Source organism: Pseudomonas sp. 39004 (assembly GCF_028682155.1).
GTDB lineage: Bacteria > Pseudomonadota > Gammaproteobacteria > Pseudomonadales > Pseudomonadaceae > Aquipseudomonas > Aquipseudomonas capeferrum.
Genome location: NZ_JANIAG010000031.1, coordinates 22,719 through 41,370 on the forward strand (window position 1 = coordinate 22,719; position 18,652 = coordinate 41,370).

19 protein-coding genes are annotated in these 18,652 nt (G+C 62.5%); 9 read left to right on the forward strand and 10 right to left on the reverse strand.

Features of this window, described 5'->3' with window-relative positions; translation table 11 throughout:
• The first annotated feature begins 52 nt into the window (after window positions 1-52).
• Window positions 53-1,534 carry an anthranilate synthase component I gene (gene trpE / locus NP534_RS08050; RefSeq protein WP_274098387.1) on the forward strand — a complete coding sequence of 494 codons (1,482 nt, stop codon included), beginning with the start codon at window positions 53-55 and terminating at the stop codon, window positions 1,532-1,534.
• A 136-nt stretch (window positions 1,535-1,670) separates the two neighbouring features.
• Here trpE and estP read toward each other — a convergent pair whose 3' ends face one another.
• Window positions 1,671-3,560, reverse strand: coding sequence for an esterase EstP (gene estP / locus NP534_RS08055; protein ID WP_274098388.1), 1,890 nt, complete (start codon window positions 3,558-3,560; stop codon window positions 1,671-1,673).
• A gap of 373 nt (window positions 3,561-3,933) precedes the next feature.
• Here estP and NP534_RS08060 point away from each other — a divergent pair, with 373 nt between their 5' ends.
• The 4 genes from NP534_RS08060 to NP534_RS08075 all read left to right on the forward strand — a co-directional run bounded on the left by NP534_RS08060 (window position 3,934) and on the right by NP534_RS08075 (window position 7,197).
• Window positions 3,934-4,527: an aminodeoxychorismate/anthranilate synthase component II gene (locus NP534_RS08060; RefSeq protein WP_274098389.1), complete on the forward strand. Its 594-nt coding sequence runs from the start codon at window positions 3,934-3,936 to the stop codon at window positions 4,525-4,527.
• 9 nt (window positions 4,528-4,536) lie between these two features.
• A complete protein-coding gene (gene trpD, locus NP534_RS08065) occupies window positions 4,537-5,586 on the forward strand; it encodes an anthranilate phosphoribosyltransferase (protein WP_033703029.1) in 1,050 nt (349 codons plus the stop codon).
• Window positions 5,583-6,416, forward strand: a complete 834-nt coding sequence (gene trpC / locus NP534_RS08070; RefSeq protein ID WP_033703028.1) for an indole-3-glycerol phosphate synthase TrpC — start codon at window positions 5,583-5,585, stop codon at window positions 6,414-6,416. The genes trpD and trpC overlap by 4 nt, the downstream gene beginning before the upstream one ends.
• Window positions 6,417-6,492: 76 nt before the next feature.
• Window positions 6,493-7,197 carry a lipoate--protein ligase family protein gene (locus NP534_RS08075; RefSeq protein WP_274098390.1) on the forward strand — a complete coding sequence of 235 codons (705 nt, stop codon included), beginning with the start codon at window positions 6,493-6,495 and terminating at the stop codon, window positions 7,195-7,197.
• Here the strand turns inward: NP534_RS08075 and crp are convergent.
• Window positions 7,194-7,838, reverse strand: a complete 645-nt coding sequence (gene crp, locus NP534_RS08080) for a cAMP-activated global transcriptional regulator CRP (RefSeq protein WP_033703333.1) — start codon at window positions 7,836-7,838, stop codon at window positions 7,194-7,196. The two genes, NP534_RS08075 and crp, sit on opposite strands and share 4 nt — an antisense overlap.
• Window positions 7,839-8,029: 191 nt before the next feature.
• Between crp and NP534_RS08085 the strand changes: the two genes are divergently transcribed.
• Window positions 8,030-8,452, forward strand: coding sequence for an OsmC family protein (locus NP534_RS08085; RefSeq protein ID WP_027594409.1), 423 nt, complete (start codon window positions 8,030-8,032; stop codon window positions 8,450-8,452).
• 40 nt (window positions 8,453-8,492) lie between these two features.
• Here NP534_RS08085 and NP534_RS08090 read toward each other — a convergent pair whose 3' ends face one another.
• The 6 genes from NP534_RS08090 to hemJ form a co-directional block, all read right to left on the reverse strand.
• Window positions 8,493-9,533, reverse strand: coding sequence for a DUF2157 domain-containing protein (locus tag NP534_RS08090; RefSeq protein WP_274098391.1), 1,041 nt, complete (start codon window positions 9,531-9,533; stop codon window positions 8,493-8,495).
• Window positions 9,534-9,543: 10 nt separating this feature from the next.
• A complete protein-coding gene (coq7, locus tag NP534_RS08095) occupies window positions 9,544-10,191 on the reverse strand; it encodes a 2-polyprenyl-3-methyl-6-methoxy-1,4-benzoquinone monooxygenase (RefSeq protein WP_274098392.1) in 648 nt (215 codons plus the stop codon).
• Window positions 10,192-10,256: 65 nt separating this feature from the next.
• A complete protein-coding gene (locus tag NP534_RS08100; RefSeq protein ID WP_033703025.1) occupies window positions 10,257-10,595 on the reverse strand; it encodes a histidine triad nucleotide-binding protein in 339 nt (112 codons plus the stop codon).
• A 64-nt stretch (window positions 10,596-10,659) separates the two neighbouring features.
• A complete protein-coding gene (locus NP534_RS08105) occupies window positions 10,660-11,442 on the reverse strand; it encodes an SDR family NAD(P)-dependent oxidoreductase (RefSeq protein WP_047583853.1) in 783 nt (260 codons plus the stop codon).
• A gap of 67 nt (window positions 11,443-11,509) precedes the next feature.
• Window positions 11,510-12,466, reverse strand: a complete 957-nt coding sequence (locus NP534_RS08110; protein WP_274098393.1) for an NAD(P)H-dependent flavin oxidoreductase — start codon at window positions 12,464-12,466, stop codon at window positions 11,510-11,512.
• Between the two features lie 26 nt (window positions 12,467-12,492).
• A complete protein-coding gene (gene hemJ / locus NP534_RS08115; protein ID WP_027594415.1) occupies window positions 12,493-12,918 on the reverse strand; it encodes a protoporphyrinogen oxidase HemJ in 426 nt (141 codons plus the stop codon).
• Between the two features lie 141 nt (window positions 12,919-13,059).
• On the opposite strand from hemJ, the gene argC reads away from it, so the two are divergent.
• Together argC and erpA are read left to right on the forward strand one after the other, a co-directional pair.
• Window positions 13,060-14,094, forward strand: coding sequence for an N-acetyl-gamma-glutamyl-phosphate reductase (gene argC, locus NP534_RS08120; protein WP_274098394.1), 1,035 nt, complete (start codon window positions 13,060-13,062; stop codon window positions 14,092-14,094).
• A 145-nt stretch (window positions 14,095-14,239) separates the two neighbouring features.
• Complete coding sequence (erpA, locus tag NP534_RS08125) at window positions 14,240-14,590, forward strand: iron-sulfur cluster insertion protein ErpA (RefSeq protein WP_033703332.1); 351 nt, start codon at window positions 14,240-14,242, stop codon at window positions 14,588-14,590.
• Between the two features lie 58 nt (window positions 14,591-14,648).
• Here the strand turns inward: erpA and NP534_RS08130 are convergent, their stop codons facing one another.
• Window positions 14,649-15,740: an anhydro-N-acetylmuramic acid kinase gene (locus NP534_RS08130; RefSeq protein ID WP_274098395.1), complete on the reverse strand. Its 1,092-nt coding sequence runs from the start codon at window positions 15,738-15,740 to the stop codon at window positions 14,649-14,651.
• Window positions 15,741-15,743: 3 nt separating this feature from the next.
• Complete coding sequence (locus tag NP534_RS08135; RefSeq protein ID WP_274098396.1) at window positions 15,744-17,162, reverse strand: peptidoglycan DD-metalloendopeptidase family protein; 1,419 nt, start codon at window positions 17,160-17,162, stop codon at window positions 15,744-15,746.
• 217 nt (window positions 17,163-17,379) lie between these two features.
• On the opposite strand from NP534_RS08135, the gene tyrS reads away from it, so the two are divergent.
• Entirely contained in the window at window positions 17,380-18,579 is a 1,200-nt protein-coding gene (tyrS, locus tag NP534_RS08140) for a tyrosine--tRNA ligase (RefSeq protein WP_033703018.1), read from the forward strand.
• Window positions 18,580-18,652 lie beyond the last annotated feature (73 nt).

An 18,652-nucleotide genomic window follows, 5' to 3' on the forward strand; every position in this document is an offset into this window, starting at 1 on the left:
TGCCGGCCCGTCCGTTTGCCTGACCCTATTGCTGCTTGCCACGAGGCTACTCATGACCCGCGAAGAATTCCTGCGCCTGGCCGCTGCCGGCTACAACCGTATCCCCCTGGCCTGTGAAACCCTGGCCGACTTCGACACGCCGCTGTCGATCTACCTGAAACTGGCTGATCAGCCCAACTCCTATCTGCTCGAGTCGGTACAGGGCGGGGAGAAATGGGGCCGTTACTCGATGATCGGCCTGCCATCGCGCACCGTGATGCGGGTGCATGGCTATCAGGTGAGTATCCTGCAGGATGGCGTCGAGGTAGAGCGCCATGACGTCGACGACCCGCTGGCCTTCGTCGAGTCGTTCAAGGACCGTTACAAGGTCGCCGATATCCCTGGCCTGCCACGTTTCAATGGCGGCTTGGTTGGCTACTTCGGTTATGACTGCGTGCGCTATGTGGAGAAGCGTCTGGGTGCAAGCCCGAACCCGGACCCATTGGGCGTGCCGGATATCCTGCTGATGGTGTCCGACGCCGTGGTGGTGTTCGACAACCTGGCCGGCAAGATGCACGCCATCGTGCTGGTAGACCCGGCCGAGGAACAGGCCTTCGAACAAGGCAAGGCCCGCCTGGCAGGGTTGCTGGAGACATTGCGCCAGCCTATCACCCCGCGCCGTGGCCTGGACCTGAGCGGCCCGCAGGCGGCCGAGCCGGAGTTCCGCTCCAGCTATACCCGCGAGGATTACGAAAACGCGGTTGGCCGCATCAAGGAGTACATCCTGGCGGGTGACTGCATGCAGGTGGTGCCGTCCCAGCGCATGTCGATCGACTTCAAGTCGGCGCCCATTGACCTGTACCGTGCCTTGCGCTGCTTCAACCCGACGCCATACATGTACTTCTTCAATTTCGGCGACTTCCATGTGGTCGGCAGTTCGCCTGAAGTGCTGGTGCGGGTCGAGGACAACCTGGTCACCGTGCGCCCGATTGCCGGCACCCGCCCGCGCGGTGCTACCGAGGAAGCGGACCGTGCTCTGGAAGACGACCTGCTGTCGGACGAGAAAGAAATCGCCGAGCACTTGATGCTGATCGACCTGGGCCGCAACGACGTGGGCCGTGTGTCGTCGACGGGCAGTGTGCGCCTGACCGAGAAGATGGTGATCGAGCGTTACTCCAACGTGATGCACATCGTTTCCAACGTCACCGGGCAGTTGCGCGAGGGCCTGACCGCGATGGACGCATTGCGCGCGATTTTGCCGGCCGGGACCCTGTCGGGTGCACCGAAGATCCGTGCGATGGAGATCATCGACGAGCTGGAGCCGGTCAAGCGTGGCGTTTACGGTGGCGCGGTGGGCTATTTTGCCTGGAACGGCAACATGGATACCGCGATTGCCATCCGTACTGCGGTCATCAAGGACGGCGAACTGCATGTGCAGGCGGGTGGCGGCATCGTGGCGGACTCGGTGCCGGCGCTGGAATGGGAAGAAACCATCAACAAGCGCCGGGCGATGTTCCGCGCGGTGGCGTTGGCTGAGCAGACATCTGCCAAGTAGGTGATGAGGTTTTGGGGCTGCGTTGCAGCCCTTTCCGACCGGTCCGGCGCCCCGGCAAGGCCGCTCCTACAGGTACAATCCGCCCCCTGTAGGAGCGGCCTTGCGTCGCGAGAGGGCCGCAAAGCGGCCCCAAAATTCAGAAGTCCACACTCACCGCCAAGCTCACCCCCTGCTGCTTCAACTCATCACTCTTGCGCCAGTTGTAGTTCCCCCGCACATGCACCCCCGCCACCAGCTCATGGCTCAGCCCCACGCTGGCCCGGGTCAGGTCGCTATGCGGCGTATACCCGGTCAGGGTGAAGTCGTTGGCCGGTAACGTCGTCAGGTGCATGGTCACATCCTGCTGGTCATCCTCGAACTCGTGTTCCTGAGCGACCTCGGCAAACACCCGGGTACTCGCAGCCACTTGCACACTGCCTAGCAGCCCAATGCCCAACCGGCGGGAGGTGCGCTCCTGGTCATCGAAGCCCAGCGCGGTCGAGCGCCCGCTCTTTTCGTCATAGCCATCGACCTTGACCCGGGCATAATCGGCGCTGATGAACGGTGCCAGTTGCCAGGGGCTGCTCTCGGCGGCCAGGTTATAGCCCAGCCGACCCGTCAGCGCCCAAGCCTCGCCGTCGGTATCGCCTTTCTCGCTGCGGTCATTCACGCCGAGGGCGAAGGTGCGCTTGAGGTCGCTGTAGTCCAGGTGGCCGGCAGTCAGTGCGGCATCTGCCCACCAGCGGTCATGGCGATACTGGGCGAAAGCCGTGGCCAGGTAGCTGTCGAGCTTGTAGTCCGAATCCTGTTCCCCGGCCTCCAGTTTCTGCCGGTAAACGCCGCCCGCCAGGCCCAGGCGCCAGGCATCGCTCACGCGATAGCTGCCACCCAGGGTCAGGTTGTAGCCCCGGCCGTCGCCGCTGGCCGCGCTGTGCTGGCCGTCAAAGTCCAGGTCCTGGGCACCGGTGGCGACGAATGCCTGCCACTGCCCCACGGCTTGCCAGGGTGTTTGCCACTGGTTGCGCAGTTCGTCCTGGTGGGCGCGCAGGCTGGCGTGGGCCATTTCCGGCAGCAGGGTCAGCTCCCACGGTGCGGAGATGATCGAGTAGGCGTAGTCGGCAATCAACTGCTGGCCGGCAATGGTCGGGTGCACCGAGTCGTTGAACAGCAACTTGGTCGGGTCGGGGCTGGTGCCGTTGACGCCGTATACCGGGTTTTCGACGCAGCTATTGCCGCTGTAGCAGGTGCCGACCAGGTTCTGGCCGCTGGCCAGGCCGAACTGACTGGGGCTGGCCAAGGCCTCACCCAGTAGAACGGGGATGTTCAGTGGGATGATCTCGGCGTCGATCTGCCCGAGCTGATTGAGCAGCGACTGGTTGAACACGCTGGAGAGCTGCGACAGCGGGTTTTGCTGTGGGGTGCCGCTGAAGTTTGGCGTCTGGCCCAGGTCGGGTAATAGCCAGACCATGATGTAGCGTGCGCCACCCCGTTGCAGAGCCTGGGCGCTGGCGGCCAGGCGGCCTCCGGCAGCTGCAGCGTCGGCGGGGCTGTTTACCAGGCCCTGAAGGAAGTCGTTGCCGCCGCCGGTAAGGTAATAGAGTGCATTCGGGTCGGCACGTAGGCCGTTGGCCAGATAACCAGGGCGGTCTCGAAGTACCGCGCCTGCACCAAAGTTGCCTGGCGGAATGACCGTCTCGGACGTTGTAGTGATCGAATCAAGAATCTGCTGCGTCGTGTAGCCACCCACCGCCCAGTTGTTGCCATCAGGCTGGATGCCCACTGACGTGGAAGGGTTGAGTTCGTCAGGGGAGATACCCAGCCGACCGCCGAGAATCATCGGCGATATCGGTGCATAGTTGCCATCGGCATCGCGGTTGGTAAAGCGCATGCCTGCGGTGCCACCGGTCAGGTCCGGAAACTGCCCGGCATCACTCAGGCTGTCGCCAAACACGATCAGGGTCGAGTAAGGGGAGGGTGCGGCGAACGCCTGGCTGCAGGCCAGGGCCAATGTGGCGAGGGTAAAACGCAACAATGGAGCTTTTCGCATCTGGGAACATCCTTTTCATTGTTTTTATGAGCACTACCCGATCGACCTTAGCAAATCGCGGGGCTTGTCTCCCAAGTCCATTCGTTTCCCAGTGTTTACAGGCATATTGCGCCCGTCGTCCCGGTAGGCTACTGTGCGGGGACGTATGAGCGAGACCTATCCTGTGTTGATCGTCAGCAAACTCTTGATGCGCGTAATCAAGGCCCACGCCCGTTGGCGTTGGCGCGCCTGACTTTATCTCCTGCCGGCCAGCCCGGCCCGTTTCTGTTTGCCTTCTTATCCGTTTCCGAATGCTCTTCGTGGCAATGCCATGCTGCGGGCGGTGTAGCAAGGTTCGTATTCTAAAGTCAGTAGATTCAAGAGGTTTAGCCCGATGTTACTGATGATCGACAACTACGACTCATTCACCTACAACGTCGTTCAATACCTGGGCGAGTTGGGTGCCGAGGTCAAGGTCATTCGCAATGACGAAATGACCCTCGCTGAAATCGAAGCCCTCAACCCGGAGCGCATCGTTGTCTCCCCTGGCCCTTGCACGCCGAGCGAGGCGGGTGTGTCGATCGAGGCGATCCTGCATTTCGCCGGCAAGCTGCCGATTCTGGGCGTGTGCCTAGGCCACCAGTCCATCGGCCAGGCGTTTGGCGGCGACGTAGTGCGCGCCCGTCAGGTGATGCACGGCAAGACCAGCCCGGTGCTGCACCGCGACCTGGGCGTATTCGCCGGCCTCAATAACCCGCTCACCGTTACTCGTTACCACTCCCTGGTGGTCAAGCGTGAAACCCTGCCCGAGTGCCTTGAAGTCACCGCCTGGACCGCTCATGCCGACGGCACGGTCGACGAGATCATGGGCCTGCGCCACAAGACGTTGAACATCGAAGGGGTGCAGTTCCACCCCGAATCCATCCTCACCGAGCAGGGCCACGAGCTGTTCGCCAACTTCCTCAAGCAGACCGGCGGCCGCCGCTAAGGATCGAACATGGATATCAAGAGCGCGCTGAGCCGCATCGTCGGCCATCTGGACCTGTCCACTGAAGAAATGAGCGACGTCATGCGTCAGATCATGACCGGCCAATGCAGCGAGGCGCAGATCGGTGCCTTCCTGATGGGCATACGCATGAAAAGCGAGAGCATCGACGAGATTGTCGGTGCGGTTTCGGTGATGCGTGAGCTGGCCGACAAGGTCGAGCTGAAGAGCCTCGATGGTGTGGTCGATATCGTTGGTACCGGCGGCGATGGTGCCAACATCTTCAACGTTTCCACGGCGTCGGCGTTTGTCCTGGCCGCAGCCGGTTGCCCGGTGGCCAAGCATGGTAACCGCGCGGTTTCGGGCAAGAGCGGCAGCGCCGACCTGCTGGAAGCGGCCGGCATCTACCTGAACCTGACCCCGGTGCAGGTCGCCCGTTGCATCGACAGCCTGGGCATCGGTTTCATGTTTGCGCAAAGCCATCACAAGGCAATGAAGTACGCCGCTGGCCCGCGTCGCGACCTGGGCCTGCGCACCCTGTTCAACATGCTGGGCCCGCTTACGAATCCGGCCGGTGTGAAGCACCAGGTGGTCGGCGTGTTCAACCAGGCATTGTGCCGCCCGCTGGCCGAAGTGCTGCAGCGCATGGGCAGCAAACATGTTCTGGTGGTTCACTCCAAGGACGGCCTGGACGAGTTCAGCCTGGCGGCGCCGACCTTCGTAGCCGAGCTGAAGAAGGGCGAGATCACTGAATATTGGGTCGAGCCCGAAGACCTCGGCATGAAGAGCCAGAGCCTGCATGGCCTGGCCGTCGACGGCCCGCAGGCCTCGTACGAGCTGATTCGTGATGCACTGGGCCGGCGCAAGACCGAGAACGGTCAGAAAGCGGCCGAAATGATCGTGCTCAATGCTGGCGCTGCGCTGTATGCCGCTGATCATGCCATGACCCTGGCGCAGGGCGTGGAACTTGCCCACGACGTACTGCATACAGGGCTTGCCTGGGAAAAACTGCAGGAACTGGGTGCCTTCACCGCCGTATTCAAGCTGGAGAACGAAGCATGAGCGTACCGACCGTGCTGGAAAAGATCCTCGCCCGCAAAGTCGAGGAAGTGGCCGAGCGCAGTGCCCGGGTCAGCCTTGCCGAGCTGGAGCGCCTGGCCAAGGCCGCCGACGCCCCACGTGGCTTTGCCAATGCGCTGATCGAGCAGGCCAAGCGCAAGCAACCCGCGGTCATTGCCGAAATCAAGAAGGCATCGCCGAGCAAGGGCGTGATCCGCGAGCACTTCGTGCCGGCGGACATCGCCGTCAGCTACGAGAAGGGCGGGGCGACCTGCCTGTCGGTGCTGACCGATGTGGATTACTTCCAGGGCGCTGATGCGTACCTGCAGCAGGCCCGCGGCGCAGTTTCGCTGCCGGTGATCCGCAAGGACTTCATGATCGACCCCTACCAGATTGTCGAGGCACGGGCGCTGGGCGCCGACTGCGTGCTGCTGATCGTCTCGGCGCTGGATGACGTGAAGATGGCCGAGCTGGCCGCCACGGCCAAGGATGTCGGCCTGGATGTGCTGGTCGAAGTGCATGACGGCGATGAGCTGGAGCGCGCGCTGAACACCCTCGATACCCCGCTGGTCGGCGTCAACAACCGCAACCTGCACACCTTCGAGGTCAGCCTGGAGACCACGCTCGACCTGCTGCCGCGTATTCCGCGCGAGCGTCTGGCCATTACCGAAAGCGGCATTCTCAACCGTGCCGATGTCGAGCTGATGGCAATCAACGAGGTTTACTCGTTCCTGGTGGGCGAGGCGTTCATGCGGGCCGAGCAACCGGGGCTTGAACTGCAGCGGCTGTTCTTCCCGGAACAGGTGAAGAAGACTGTTCAGCCATTGGACTGACCAAGACGAGCCGGCTTTTGCCGGCTTTTTTGTGGGCAAGGGCTGCATCGTGAACAATCACATCAAAGGTGGATCAATGACCGATCAACCCCTGGCACTGACCGTTGAACAAGGCCTGCATGCCGAGCAGGACCTGCTGGCCGCCGTGTGCCGCGGCGAGCGCGAATTCGGTGTGCTGTTCTGGCGCCCGACCGACCATGCCCTGGTCATGCCGCGCCGCATGAGCCGCCTGGACAATTTCGAAGCCGCCTGTGCCGAGCTTGCGATTGCCGGCTGGCCGGTGCTGTTGCGCGAGACTGGCGGTGAGCCGGTGCCGCAATCGCATGCCACGGTGAATGTGGCGCTGGTGTATGTGGCACCGCGCAGCGAAGGTGACCATGGGCGCATCGAGAATGCCTACGAACGCCTGTGCCTGCCGCTGTGCGAGGTGCTACGGGAATGGGGCGGGGTAGCTTCGGTGGGCGAGATCGACGGGGCGTTCTGCGATGGCCGCTACAACGTCAATCTCAATGGTCGCAAGTTGGTCGGCACGGCCCAGCGCTGGCGCCAGGGGCTGGGCGGAAAACGCCCGGTGGTGCTGGTGCATGGTGCACTGTTGCTGGATAACGAGCGTGAGTCGATGGTCGCGGCCGTCAACCGCTTCAACGAGTGCTGCGAGCTGGAGCAGCGCTGCCGCCCCGATGCGCATATCGCCTTGCACGAAGTCGCGCCCGCAGCGCCCTGGTTCGAGCGCCTCTCGCAGGCCTATGCCAAGGTGCTTGCAGACCTGCCCAAGGACTAACGGGTACCGTAGACCACCATGGTCTTGCCCTTTACCTGCACCAGGCTGCGCTCCTCAAGGTCTTTGAGGACGCGGCCGACCATCTCCCGCGAGCACCCGACGATACGGCCGATCTCCTGTCGGGTGATCTTGATCTGCATGCCGTCGGGGTGGGTCATTGCATCGGGTTGCTTGCACAGCTCGAGCAGGCAGCGCGCGACGCGGCCGGTCACATCGAAGAAGGCCAGGTCGCCGACCTTGCGCGTGGTATTGCGCAGGCGCTGCGCCATCTGGCCACCCAGGGCGTAGAGGATGTCTGGGTCCTGGCGTGAGAGTTCGCGAAACTTGTCGTAACTGATCTCTGCCACTTCACATTCGGTCTTGGCGCGGACCCAGGCACTGCGCTGCTGTTCGCCTTCCACGGGTTCGAAAAGCCCCAGCTCGCCAAAGAAATCACCGCTGTTGAGGTAGGCGATGATCATTTCGTGACCGTCGTCGTCCTCGATGAGGATGGTCACCGAACCCTTGATGATGAACGACAATGTTTCGGCCCGATCGCCGGCGCAGATGATGTTGCTCTTGGCGGTGTAGCGGCGGCGCTGGCAGTGCACCAGCAGTTTGTCGATATTCTTGATCTTGGCGGGTAGGGCTGAGGCAACCATCACGAAATCCTGTTCGATACGACACATAGGCTTCTTGTAGGAAGTGTCTGGCGGCAAGCGCCAGTCATTTGGCGCCAGCTTATCAGACACTACAGGATGTTTCGGTACTAAACCGACACGTCTCGAGCTTTTCCGACAGCCACACAAGGTCTAAGCTGACACCCTTTTCCGAAAATTAGGAGTCCAGGTAGATGAAGGCACGTATCCAGTGGGCCGGTGACGCGATGTTCCTCGGCGAGTCGGGGAGCGGGCATGTCGTCGTGATGGACGGCCCGCCTGAGGCTGGTGGCCGAAACCTGGGCGTGCGCCCGATGGAAATGCTGTTGTTGGGCTTGGGTGGCTGCAGCAGCTTCGATGTGGTCAGCATCTTGAAGAAGTCGCGCCAGGCGGTGGAGAGCTGCGAGGCATTCCTGGAAGCCGAGCGCGCCAGCGAAGACCCGAAAGTGTTTACCAAGATCCACATGAATTTCGTGGTGAAGGGCCGTGGCTTGAAAGAGGCCCAGGTCAAGCGGGCAGTTGAGCTGTCGGCCGAGAAATACTGCTCTGCGTCGATCATGCTGGAGCGCGCGGGCGTCGAGATCACCCACGGCTACGAGATCGTAGAGTTGGGTTGAGTCCGAAATGTTCGGGGCTGCCCCGTAGCCCCGGCTGTGTTCAGTTGCGTAATGCCGGAAGGGCAACTTGCAACCACTGCGGGAGTACGTTTCTGAATGCCTGGCTCAACCGCTCCCGCCGCTTTTGATAAGCCAACCCCAGCCAGATAACCCCCAGCCCGATCACCGTCACCACCACCGGGAACAGCAGCGACTCGGCAAACACCTCGTAAGACAGGTAGCCCAGATAAGCTGCCACCCCCAACGCCCCAAACACCATGAACACCGGCCTGCGCAACAGCACGGCGATGGCCATCAGCCCGATATTGATCAGGCAGTAGAGGGCCTTGCCCAGCTCGCTACCGTTGTCCACCAGCGTCAGCCCACCCCAGAACGCCGCGAGCCCGGCCAGATAGCCCCAGTGGGCATAGTCCTCACGGGTGCGGCCGTCCGCCACCAGGAATACCAGCAGCATCCCCAGGCCGAACCAGAGCGATACTTCGCGCCGTTGCTCCCAGCTGAACGGCGAACCGAAGAACCACTCGCTGAGGTCCATCGACATGAACCACAACGCCATGGCGATTGGCATCACGATGAACGGGTAGGGGATCAGCCGCAGCATCAGCAGCCCGGCGACCACCGTGGCGGCCTCCATCAACAACCAGCCACCCTGCACATAGGTGTAGTACTGGTGATAGGCCGATTGCCTGTCATCCAGCGGCCACCAGCCGACCAGGCGCTCGATGGCAAACACCGCCAGCGGCACGATGCTCACCGCGACCGCCGCCAGTACGCCAGCGGCGACCGGTTGTGCGCGCCGTTGCAGGTTGAGGGCGAAGAGCGTCAACAAAAGGATGTACAGCGTCGCGATGGCCAGCAGTGCCCAGTCGCCGATCTGCATCCAGGCTTCGGTGAGCAGCCAGCCCATGGCGCCCATGATGAGCAAGGCGCCGAAGTAGAACGCGACGTGCGCCAGCTGGAAGCTGCCGCGCGTTGCCGGTTGCTGGCGCAGAAACTGCAGCAGGGCTTGATCCTGGCCCGGCTGGAGGATGCCGGCGTGCACGGCGCGCGCCAGGTCCTTGGCGCTGAATCGTTCCGTCATGGGTTTACCTTCAAATACGGTAGGTGCTCTTGGTCATGACCTTGGCCAGCAGGCTCATGCCGAAACGCACCGGGGCTGGAAAACGATAGCCGCCCGCCTCGAGGGCAGACTCGGCGTGCTGCTCTTCATCTATGCGCATCTGTTCGAGAATGGCGCGAGACTTTTCGTCCTCGTGCGGAATCTGCTCCAGGTGTTCGTCCAGGTGTTTGCACACCTGATGCTCGGTGGCGGCGACGAAGCCCAGGCTGACCTTGTCGCTGATCAGCCCGGCGAGCGCGCCAATGCCGAACGACATGCCGTAGAACAGCGGGTTGAGCACGCTTGGGTGGCTATTCAACTGGCGAATGCGCTGTTCACACCAGGCCAGGTGGTCGATTTCTTCTTCGGCGGCATGCTCCATGGCTTTGCGTACCTGGGGCAGTTTGGCGGTCAGTGCCTGGCCTTGGTACAGCGCCTGGGCGCAGACTTCGCCGGTATGGTTGATGCGCATGAGGCCGGCAATGTGGCGGCTCTGGGCGTCATCCAGGTCGGCATCCGGCTGGACGATGGCCGGGGATGGGCGGGACGGTTGGCCGCTGAAGGGCAGCAAGGTGCGCATGGCGGTATCGGCCTGCAGCAACAAGCGGTCGAGCGGCGAGTAGTGACGTTCGGTAGCCATCGGGCACCTCCGCAAGAGTGTGCCCGACAGTTTACCGCAATAGCGCAAGGGTCGCTTGCCCTGGATCAGCCCGGCGGCCAGTGCATCTGGCGCTGGCCAAGCACGTGCATGTGAATGTGGTAGACGGTCTGCCCACCCAGTTCGTTGCAGTTCATGACCACGCGGAAGCCCTCTTCGCAGCCTAGTTCCTTGGCCAGACGCTGGGCGGTGAACAGGATGTGACCGGCCAGGCCTTTGTCCTCTTCGGTCAGGTCATTGAGGGTGCGGATGTGCTTTTTCGGGATGACCAGAAAATGCACGGGCGCCTGGGGGGCGATATCGTGGAACGCCAGAACCTGGTCGTCCTCGTAAATGATCTTCGCCGGGATTTCCCGGTTGATGATCCTGGTGAATAAATCGTCCACAGCACTTGCTCCATGGTGAGGGTCCGGGCCGAGTGTACTCAGCCGGGCGCCGCTCGCCCAGTGGCTATTCCATTCCGACCGGGCAGTAGCGGCGATGGATCACCCCAGCGAGCTTGCGCACCAGCCAGCGGGGCAGCAGGCGCGGCGCGAATGCCAGCCAGCGATTGCGCCGGCCGGGGGTGATCAGTGTGCGGTTCTTGTCCAGGGCGCGCACCGTGTACAGCGCCACTTCTTCGGGGCTGAGGCAGCGAGTGCTGCCTTCGAGCCGGGGAATGCGCCGGCGCGATGAGCGCACGGGGCCTGGGCATAGCACCGAGACCTTGATGCCAGTGCGCTTGAGCTCTTCGCGCAGTGCCTGGGAGAAACTCAGCACATAGGCCTTGCTGGCTGCATAGGCCGCCATCCAGGGGCCCGGCGCGACACCGGCCAGGCCCGCCACATTGAGGATCTGCCCGCCGCCCTGGACTGCCATCAGGTTGCCGATGGCATGGCAGAGGCGGCTCATGGCCAGGATATTGACCTCCAGCAGGTCCTGCTCGTCGGCCCACTCATGGGCCAGAAACGGCCCGTAGGTGCGCAGGCCTGCGCAATTGACCAGCAGGTCGATACGCCGCTCACCTTCTTCCAGTTCGAGCACGAAGCCCGACAGGCGAAGGGGCTGGCTCAAGTCGCAGGCTCGGAACAGTACCTCGACACCGAAACGTTGGGTCAGCTCGATGGCCACCGGCTCCAGCGTCTCGCGCTGGCGTGCCACCAGGATCAGGTTGCGCCCGCGCCGTGCCAGCGCTTCCGCCAGGGCCAGGCCCAGGCCGCTGGAAGCACCAGTGATCATGGCGTAACGGGTCATGCAAAGGCTCCTGGGGCTGAAGAGGGCGCCTAGTGTACAGCTTGGCCGGGCAAGGTGTTGCCTTTTGCTACAAGGCCTGGGCGCGAATACCCTGGCAGCGATCCAGGGCTTCCCGGTACTCGCTTTGCAGGCGTTCGATCAGTGCGCGGGCGTTGGGCAGGTCATGGATATCGCCCACTCCCTGGCCTGCCGACCATACGGTTTTCCAGGCCTTGGCTTCGTCGTCGATCGGTTTGAGCTTGCCCGGTTCATGGCCATGCGTGAGTGCGTTCATGTCATAGCCCGCCTGCTCCAGGCTCGGGCGCAGGAAGCTGGCCGGGATGCCGGACACTGCGGGGGTATGGATGATGTCGACGGCATGGGCATCGAGCAGCATCTGCTTGTAGGCAGCCTGGGCCTGGCTTTCGGTGGTGGCGATGAAGCGGGTGCCCATGTAGGCAAGGTCGGCCCCCAGTAGTTGTGCCGCCAGGACCTCATGGCCGTGGTTGATGCAGCCCGCCAGCAGCAGGGTCTTGTCGAAGAACTGCCGGATCTCCGCCACCAGGGCGAATGGGCTCCAGGTGCCGGCATGGCCGCCGGCGCCCGCCGCCACTGCGATCAGGCCATCGACACCCGCCTCGGCGGCCTTCTCGGCATGGCGGCGGGTGGTAACGTCGTGGAATACCAGCCCGCCGTAGCTGTGCACGGCATCGACTACCTCCTTCACCGCACCCAGGCTGGTGATGACGATCGGCACCTTGTGCGCCACGCACAGGGCAAGGTCCGCCTGCAGGCGAGGGTTGGTCGGGTGCACGATCAGGTTCACGGCATAGGGTGCCGGTGCTTGCAGTTGGGCAAGCCCGGCCTCGATCTCTTCGAGCCAGGCCTTGAACCCTGCGCTGTCGCGCTGGTTCAGGGCCGGGAAGCTGCCGACCACGCCGGCGGCGCAGCAGGCCAGGACCAGCCTGGGGTTGGAGATCAGGAACATCGGTGCGGCGACCACGGGCAGGCGCAGGCGTTGTTCGAGCGAGGCGGGCAATGACATGGCAAGGCTCCTGTAGGGGGTTACCGTCAGAACGGTTTGACCACCACGAGAATTACGATACCCAGCAGGAACAACACCGGGACTTCATTGAACCAGCGATAGTAGACGTGGCTGCGGGTATTGGCGCCGCTGGCGAAGCGTTTGCGTTGGGCGCCGCACATGTGATGGTAGCCGGTCAGCAGAATCACCAGGGTGAGCTTGGCATGCAACCAGCCCTGGCTCAGCCAGCCCGGGGTCAGGTAGAGCATCCAGGCACCGAACACATAGGTAGCGATCATGGCCGGGTTCATGATGCCGCGGTACAGCTTGCGTTCCATGGTCACGAAGCGGTCCTGGCTGATGCTGTCCTGGCTCTGGGCGTGGTAGACGAACAACCTGGGCAGGTAGAACAGGCCGGCGAACCAGCAGACCACGCTGACGATATGCAGCGCTTTGATCCATAGGTAAAGCATTGAGGGAGTTCCTTCAGGTTTCACGGTCGTCAGATAGTAGTGGTCAAGCGCCCGAAGGGTCACCCGAAGAGTTGTTACAGGCGGCTTGCACCCCTATTATCGTGCGCTTTCCAGTGGGCTCGTTGATAAGGGGCAAGCGTTATGATCAAGGTCGGTATCGTCGGCGGCACGGGTTACACCGGCGTCGAGCTGTTGCGTCTGCTGGCACAGCATCCTCAGGCCGAAGTGGCGGTCATCACTTCGCGCTCCGAAGCGGGCGTGGCGGTAGCTGACATGTACCCGAACCTGCGCGGCCACTATGACGGCCTGGCGTTCAGTGTGCCGGACAGCAAAGCCTTGGCAGCGTGTGATGTGGTGTTTTTTGCAACGCCCCACGGCGTTGCCCACGCCCTGGCCGGCGAACTGCTGGCGGCCGGAACCAAGGTGATTGACCTGTCGGCCGACTTCCGCCTGCAGGATGCCACCGAGTGGGGCAAGTGGTACGGCCAGCCTCATGGCGCGCCGGAGCTGCTCAAGGACGCCGTCTACGGCTTGCCTGAGGTGAATCGCGAGAAAATCCGCCAGGCTCGCCTGATTGCAGTGCCGGGGTGCTACCCGACGGCCACCCAGCTGGGCTTCCTGCCATTGCTGGAGGCCGGCCTGGCCGACCCATCGCGCCTGATTGCCGACTGCAAGTCGGGCGTCAGCGGCGCCGGGCGGGGGGCGGCGGTGGGTTCGCTGTTCTGCGAGGCTGGCGAAAGCATGAAGGCTTACGCGGTCAAAGGTCATCGCCACCTGCCGGAAATCAGCCAGGGCTTGCGCCTGGCGGCGGGCAAGGACATCGGCCTGACCTTCGTGCCACACCTGACGCCCATGATCCGCGGCATCCACGCCACCCTGTATGCCACCGTGGTTGATACCTCGGTTGATCTGCAGGCGCTGTTCGAGAAGCGTTATGCCGATGAGCCGTTCGTGGATGTGATGCCGGCCGGCAGCCACCCGGAAACACGCAGTGTGCGCGGTGCCAACGTCTGCCGTATTGCCGTTCATCGCCCGCAAGGGGGGGACTTGGTGGTGGTGCTTTCGGTCATCGACAACCTGGTCAAAGGTGCCTCGGGCCAGGCGGTGCAGAATCTCAACATCCTGTTCGGCCTGAATGAGCGCATGGGCCTGTCCCACGCGGGCCTGCTCCCATAAGGGCACAAGCTGGCACAAGGCCCGCCGAGTGCGGGCCTTTTTGTGGGCGCGACTAAAGCCGCACAATTCTTGACCAATTTTCTCGGAGAAGCGGATAATGCGCGTCATCGAGTTTTATGGCGGCAACTGCGCCGGGAGAATCAGCATGAGCGTCGAAACCTTCACCCCTACCGGTCTGGAATTCACCCAAGGGGCAGCCCACAAGGTGAAGACCCTGGTCAACGAGGAAGGCAATGAGCGTCTGAAGTTGCGGGTATTCGTGACCGGCGGTGGCTGCTCGGGCTTCCAGTACGGTTTCACCTTCGATGAAGATGTGGCCGAGGATGACACCATCGTCGAGCGTGAAGGCGTGTCGCTGGTGGTCGACCCGATGAGCTTCCAGTATCTGGCGGGTGCCGAGGTGGACTACCAGGAAGGGCTGGAAGGCTCGCGCTTCGTCATCAAGAACCCGAACGCCGCCACCACCTGCGGTTGTGGTTCTTCGTTCTCGATCTGATCACGGGCTGTACGAAAACGCCGCGCATTTGCGCGGCGTTTTGCATTGTGCTGGGGCGTTACGCCGGGTAGATGGCGCCGAGCACGCGCAAGCCCCGGGCAGCTGTCACACTCGGGCGGTTGGCTGGGATACCTTCCAGGCAGCAATGGGCCAGCCAGGCGAAGGCCATGGCCTCTACCCAGTCCGGGTCGACGCCATGGGCCGCAGTGCTGGACACCTGGGCGCCCGGCAACAGCTGGGCAAGCCGGCGCATCAACGCCCCGTTGCGGGCCCCGCCACCGCACACCAGCAGCGCCTCGGTGCCCTGCTGAGCGTTGCGCAGTGAGTCGATGATGCTGCGCGCTGTCAGCTCCAGCAGGGTCGCCTGTACATCCTGGTCACGGTAGGGCGGCAGTTTGCTCAGGTGCCTTTGCAGCCACGCCAGGTTGAACACTTCGCGCCCCGTACTCTTGGGGCCGGTGCCGGCAAAGAACGGGTCGCTCAACAGAGCTGCAAGCAGCGCTTCGATCACCTCGCCACTGGCTGCCCAGGCACCGTCAGCGTCGTAGTGCTGGCCGCGCTTGGACTCGATCCAGGCGTCCAGCAACACATTGCCGGGCCCACAGTCGAAACCATGCACCGGCGTATCATTGGCAATCAGGCTGAGGTTACTGAAGCCCCCCACATTGAGCACGGCGAGCCGTTGGCCCAGATGGCTGAACAGGGTTTCGTGAAATGCCGGTACCAAGGGTGCCCCTTGCCCGCCAGCGGCCACATCGCGGCGTCGGAAGTCGCCGATCACGCTGATCTGGGTAAGCTCTGCAAGCAGTGCCGGGTTGCCGATCTGCACGGTGAAGCCCCGGGCAGGTTCGTGGCGGATGGTCTGGCCATGGCTGCCGATGGCGCGGATGGCGCTTGGCGCAAGCCCCTGGCTTGCGAGCAAGTGGCCAATACCTTCGGCTGCCAGGCTGGCCCAGCGGTTCTCGGCCAGGGCGGCGCGCGCGATTTCGTCAGGGCCGCTGGCGCAAAGGCTCAGCAGGCCCTGGCGCAGGTCGGCGGGCATGGGGATGTAATGCGTGGCGAGCAGTGTTGGTTGCTCGCGCTGTTCGATCAGGGCGATGTCCAGGCCATCGAGGCTGGTACCGGACATCACCCCCAGATAAAGCGCCATGACTCAGCGCTTGTTCGCAGCGAGCATGGTGGCCTTTTCCTGATCCATGCGGGCGATCAGTGGCTGGCTCTGCTGCAGGAAGCGTGAGCGTTCGGCCTTGGCGATCGGGTCGGCCATCGGCACTTTCTGGCTTAGCGGGTCGACGTGCACGCCGTTGACCTGGAACTCGTAATGCAAGTGCGGCCCGGTGGAAAGGCCGGTGGTGCCGATGTAGCCGATGATCTGGCCCTGCTTGACCGAGCCGCCAGTCTTGATGCCTTTGGCGAAGCCTTGCATGTGACCGTATAGGGTCTTGTAGCGGTTGCCGTGCTGGATGATCACGGTATTGCCGTAGCCACCCCGGCGCCCAGCCAGCTCGATGCGGCCGTCACCGGCGGCCTTGATCGGTGTACCGCGCGGGGCGGCATAGTCAACACCTTTGTGGGCGCGGATCTTGTTCAGAATCGGGTGCTTACGGCCAGCGGAAAAGCGCGAGCTGATGCGGGCGAAATCCACCGGGGTGCGGATGAACGCTTTGCGCAGGCTGTTGCCGTCGGCAGTGTAGTAGCTGGTATTACCCTGTTTGTTGGTGTACCGCACGGCGGTGTAGGTTTTGCCGCGGTTGCTGAAGCGAGCGGACAGGATGTTACCGGTGCCGACCACCTTGCCATCCATGACTTTTTGCTCGTACACCACGTCGAATTCGTCACCCTGGCGGATGTCCTGGGCGAAGTCGATGTCGTAGCCCAGCACGCGTGCCATGTCCATGGTCAGGCTGTGGGACAGGCCGGCACGCTGAGCGGAGGCCGACAGCGAGCTCTTGATCACGCCGTGGGCGTAGGCCGTACGGACCACAGGCTTGCTGATTTCGCGGTTGAAGCTGTAGCCCTTGGCGCTTTTGGTCAGGCGAATGGTTTCGAGGTTGCTGACTTTGCTGTGCAGGTTGGTCAGTTGGCCGTCTTTGTCGAGTTCGAACTGCAACACCTGGCCGTGCTTGAGCTGGCTGAACTGCTTCGCCTGCTTGTTGCTGGCCAATACTTCATGGACTGCGCTGGCTGGCAGGCCGACTTTTTCGAACAGGGTGGACAAGGTGTCACCCCGCGCTACGGTGACTTCGCGGTGGCCAGGCTGCTTGGCTTCGGCGACTGGTTCTGGCGCAGGCGTTTGTTGCTCCGCCTTCTGGGTAGCCGTGTCGGCTTCTTCGATCTGGGCGAACGGCGAGCCTTGCTCTGCCTCAGCGTGTACGAGTGGGGCGGCCTTGGACTCCTCCTTCAATTGTTCGACCGGGCTTTCCAGTTCGAGGTTGAGGGTGGTCTTCTTGGCTTCGACTTCGCTGGAAGGAAATACCAGCAGTGCCAGGCTGAGCAGGGCGGCGATGCCGCTGGCGGCCAACAGATGGCTTTTCGGATAAAGCGGGGGCGCTTTAGGCGGTTCGTTGGTCATAGGTAAGGTGACTTTTTGAAGAAAAGTGAATATGGAAAAGATGAATGACATGATGAAGATGAAATAACTGTATAAAATATAACCAAATCCATTTTCACGCAAGGGCGCGTAGACGCCGCAAGGCCGCCTGCGGGTCACATTCTATTGCGAAACTTGTATTTGATGGCCGATCTTGTATGGTTGGCTCCCCTTGAATCTGAGCCTTGCGGGTCTGTCTATGAAGTCGGTTGAAGAGCAGCTGGCGCTTATCAAGCGCGGTGCGGAAGAAGTATTGGTCGAGTCGGAACTGGTGGAGAAGCTCAAGCGCGGCCAGCCTCTGCGTATCAAGGCAGGTTTCGATCCGACCGCGCCTGACCTGCACCTGGGGCACACCGTGCTCATCAACAAGCTGCGCCAGTTCCAGGAGCTGGGCCACCAGGTCATCTTCCTGATCGGTGACTTCACCGGGATGATCGGTGACCCGAGCGGCAAGAGCGCCACGCGTCCGCCGCTGACTCGCGAACAGGTGCTGGACAACGCCGAGACCTATAAGCAGCAGGTGTTCAAGATTCTCGACCCGGCCAAGACCGAGGTTGCGTTCAACTCCACCTGGATGGACACGCTGACCCCGGCCGACTTCATCCGCCTGGCGTCGCAGTACACCGTGGCGCGCATGCTCGAGCGCGATGATTTCGACAAGCGTTACACCACCAATCAGCCGATCGCGATCCACGAGTTCCTCTACCCGCTGGTGCAGGGTTATGACTCCGTTGCGCTGAAAGCTGACGTGGAGCTGGGCGGTACCGACCAGAAATTCAACCTGCTCATGGGGCGCGAGCTGCAGCGCGCCTACGGCCAGGAAGCGCAGAACATCGTGACCATGCCGCTGCTCGAAGGGCTGGACGGCGTGAAGAAGATGTCCAAGTCGCTGGGTAACTATGTGGGTATCCAGGAAGCGCCTGGGGTGATGTACAGCAAGCTGGTGTCTATCCCTGACACGCTGATGTGGCGTTACTTCGAGCTGCTGAGCTTCCGCTCGATGGAGGAGATCGACCAGTTCCGTGCTGATGTTGCCAATGGCGCGAACCCGCGCGACATCAAGATCAAGCTGGCGGAAGAGATTGTTGCGCGTTTCCATGGCGAAGAGGCTGCTGCCAACGCTCACCGTGCGGCGGGCAACCGTATGAAGGAGGGCGAGTTGCCGGAAGACTTGCCTGAGATCGAGGTTGCTGCAGCTGAAGACTTGCCGATTGCTGCGGTGCTGAACCGTGCCGGCCTGGTGAAGAACTCGGCAATGGCGCGCGATCTGCTTAATGGCGGCGCGGTCAAGGTTGATGGTGCGGTGGTTGATCGCGACTTCGTGTTTGCGCTGGGTGCTACCCATGTGTGTCAGGCGGGCAAGAAGGCGTTTGGCCGGGTTACCCTCAAGGCCGAGTGATTGCCTGGTGGTGTAGCTATATAGAGGCGGGGAGGCCGGAAGGCCTCCCCGCTTTGCTTTTCAGCGATATCGA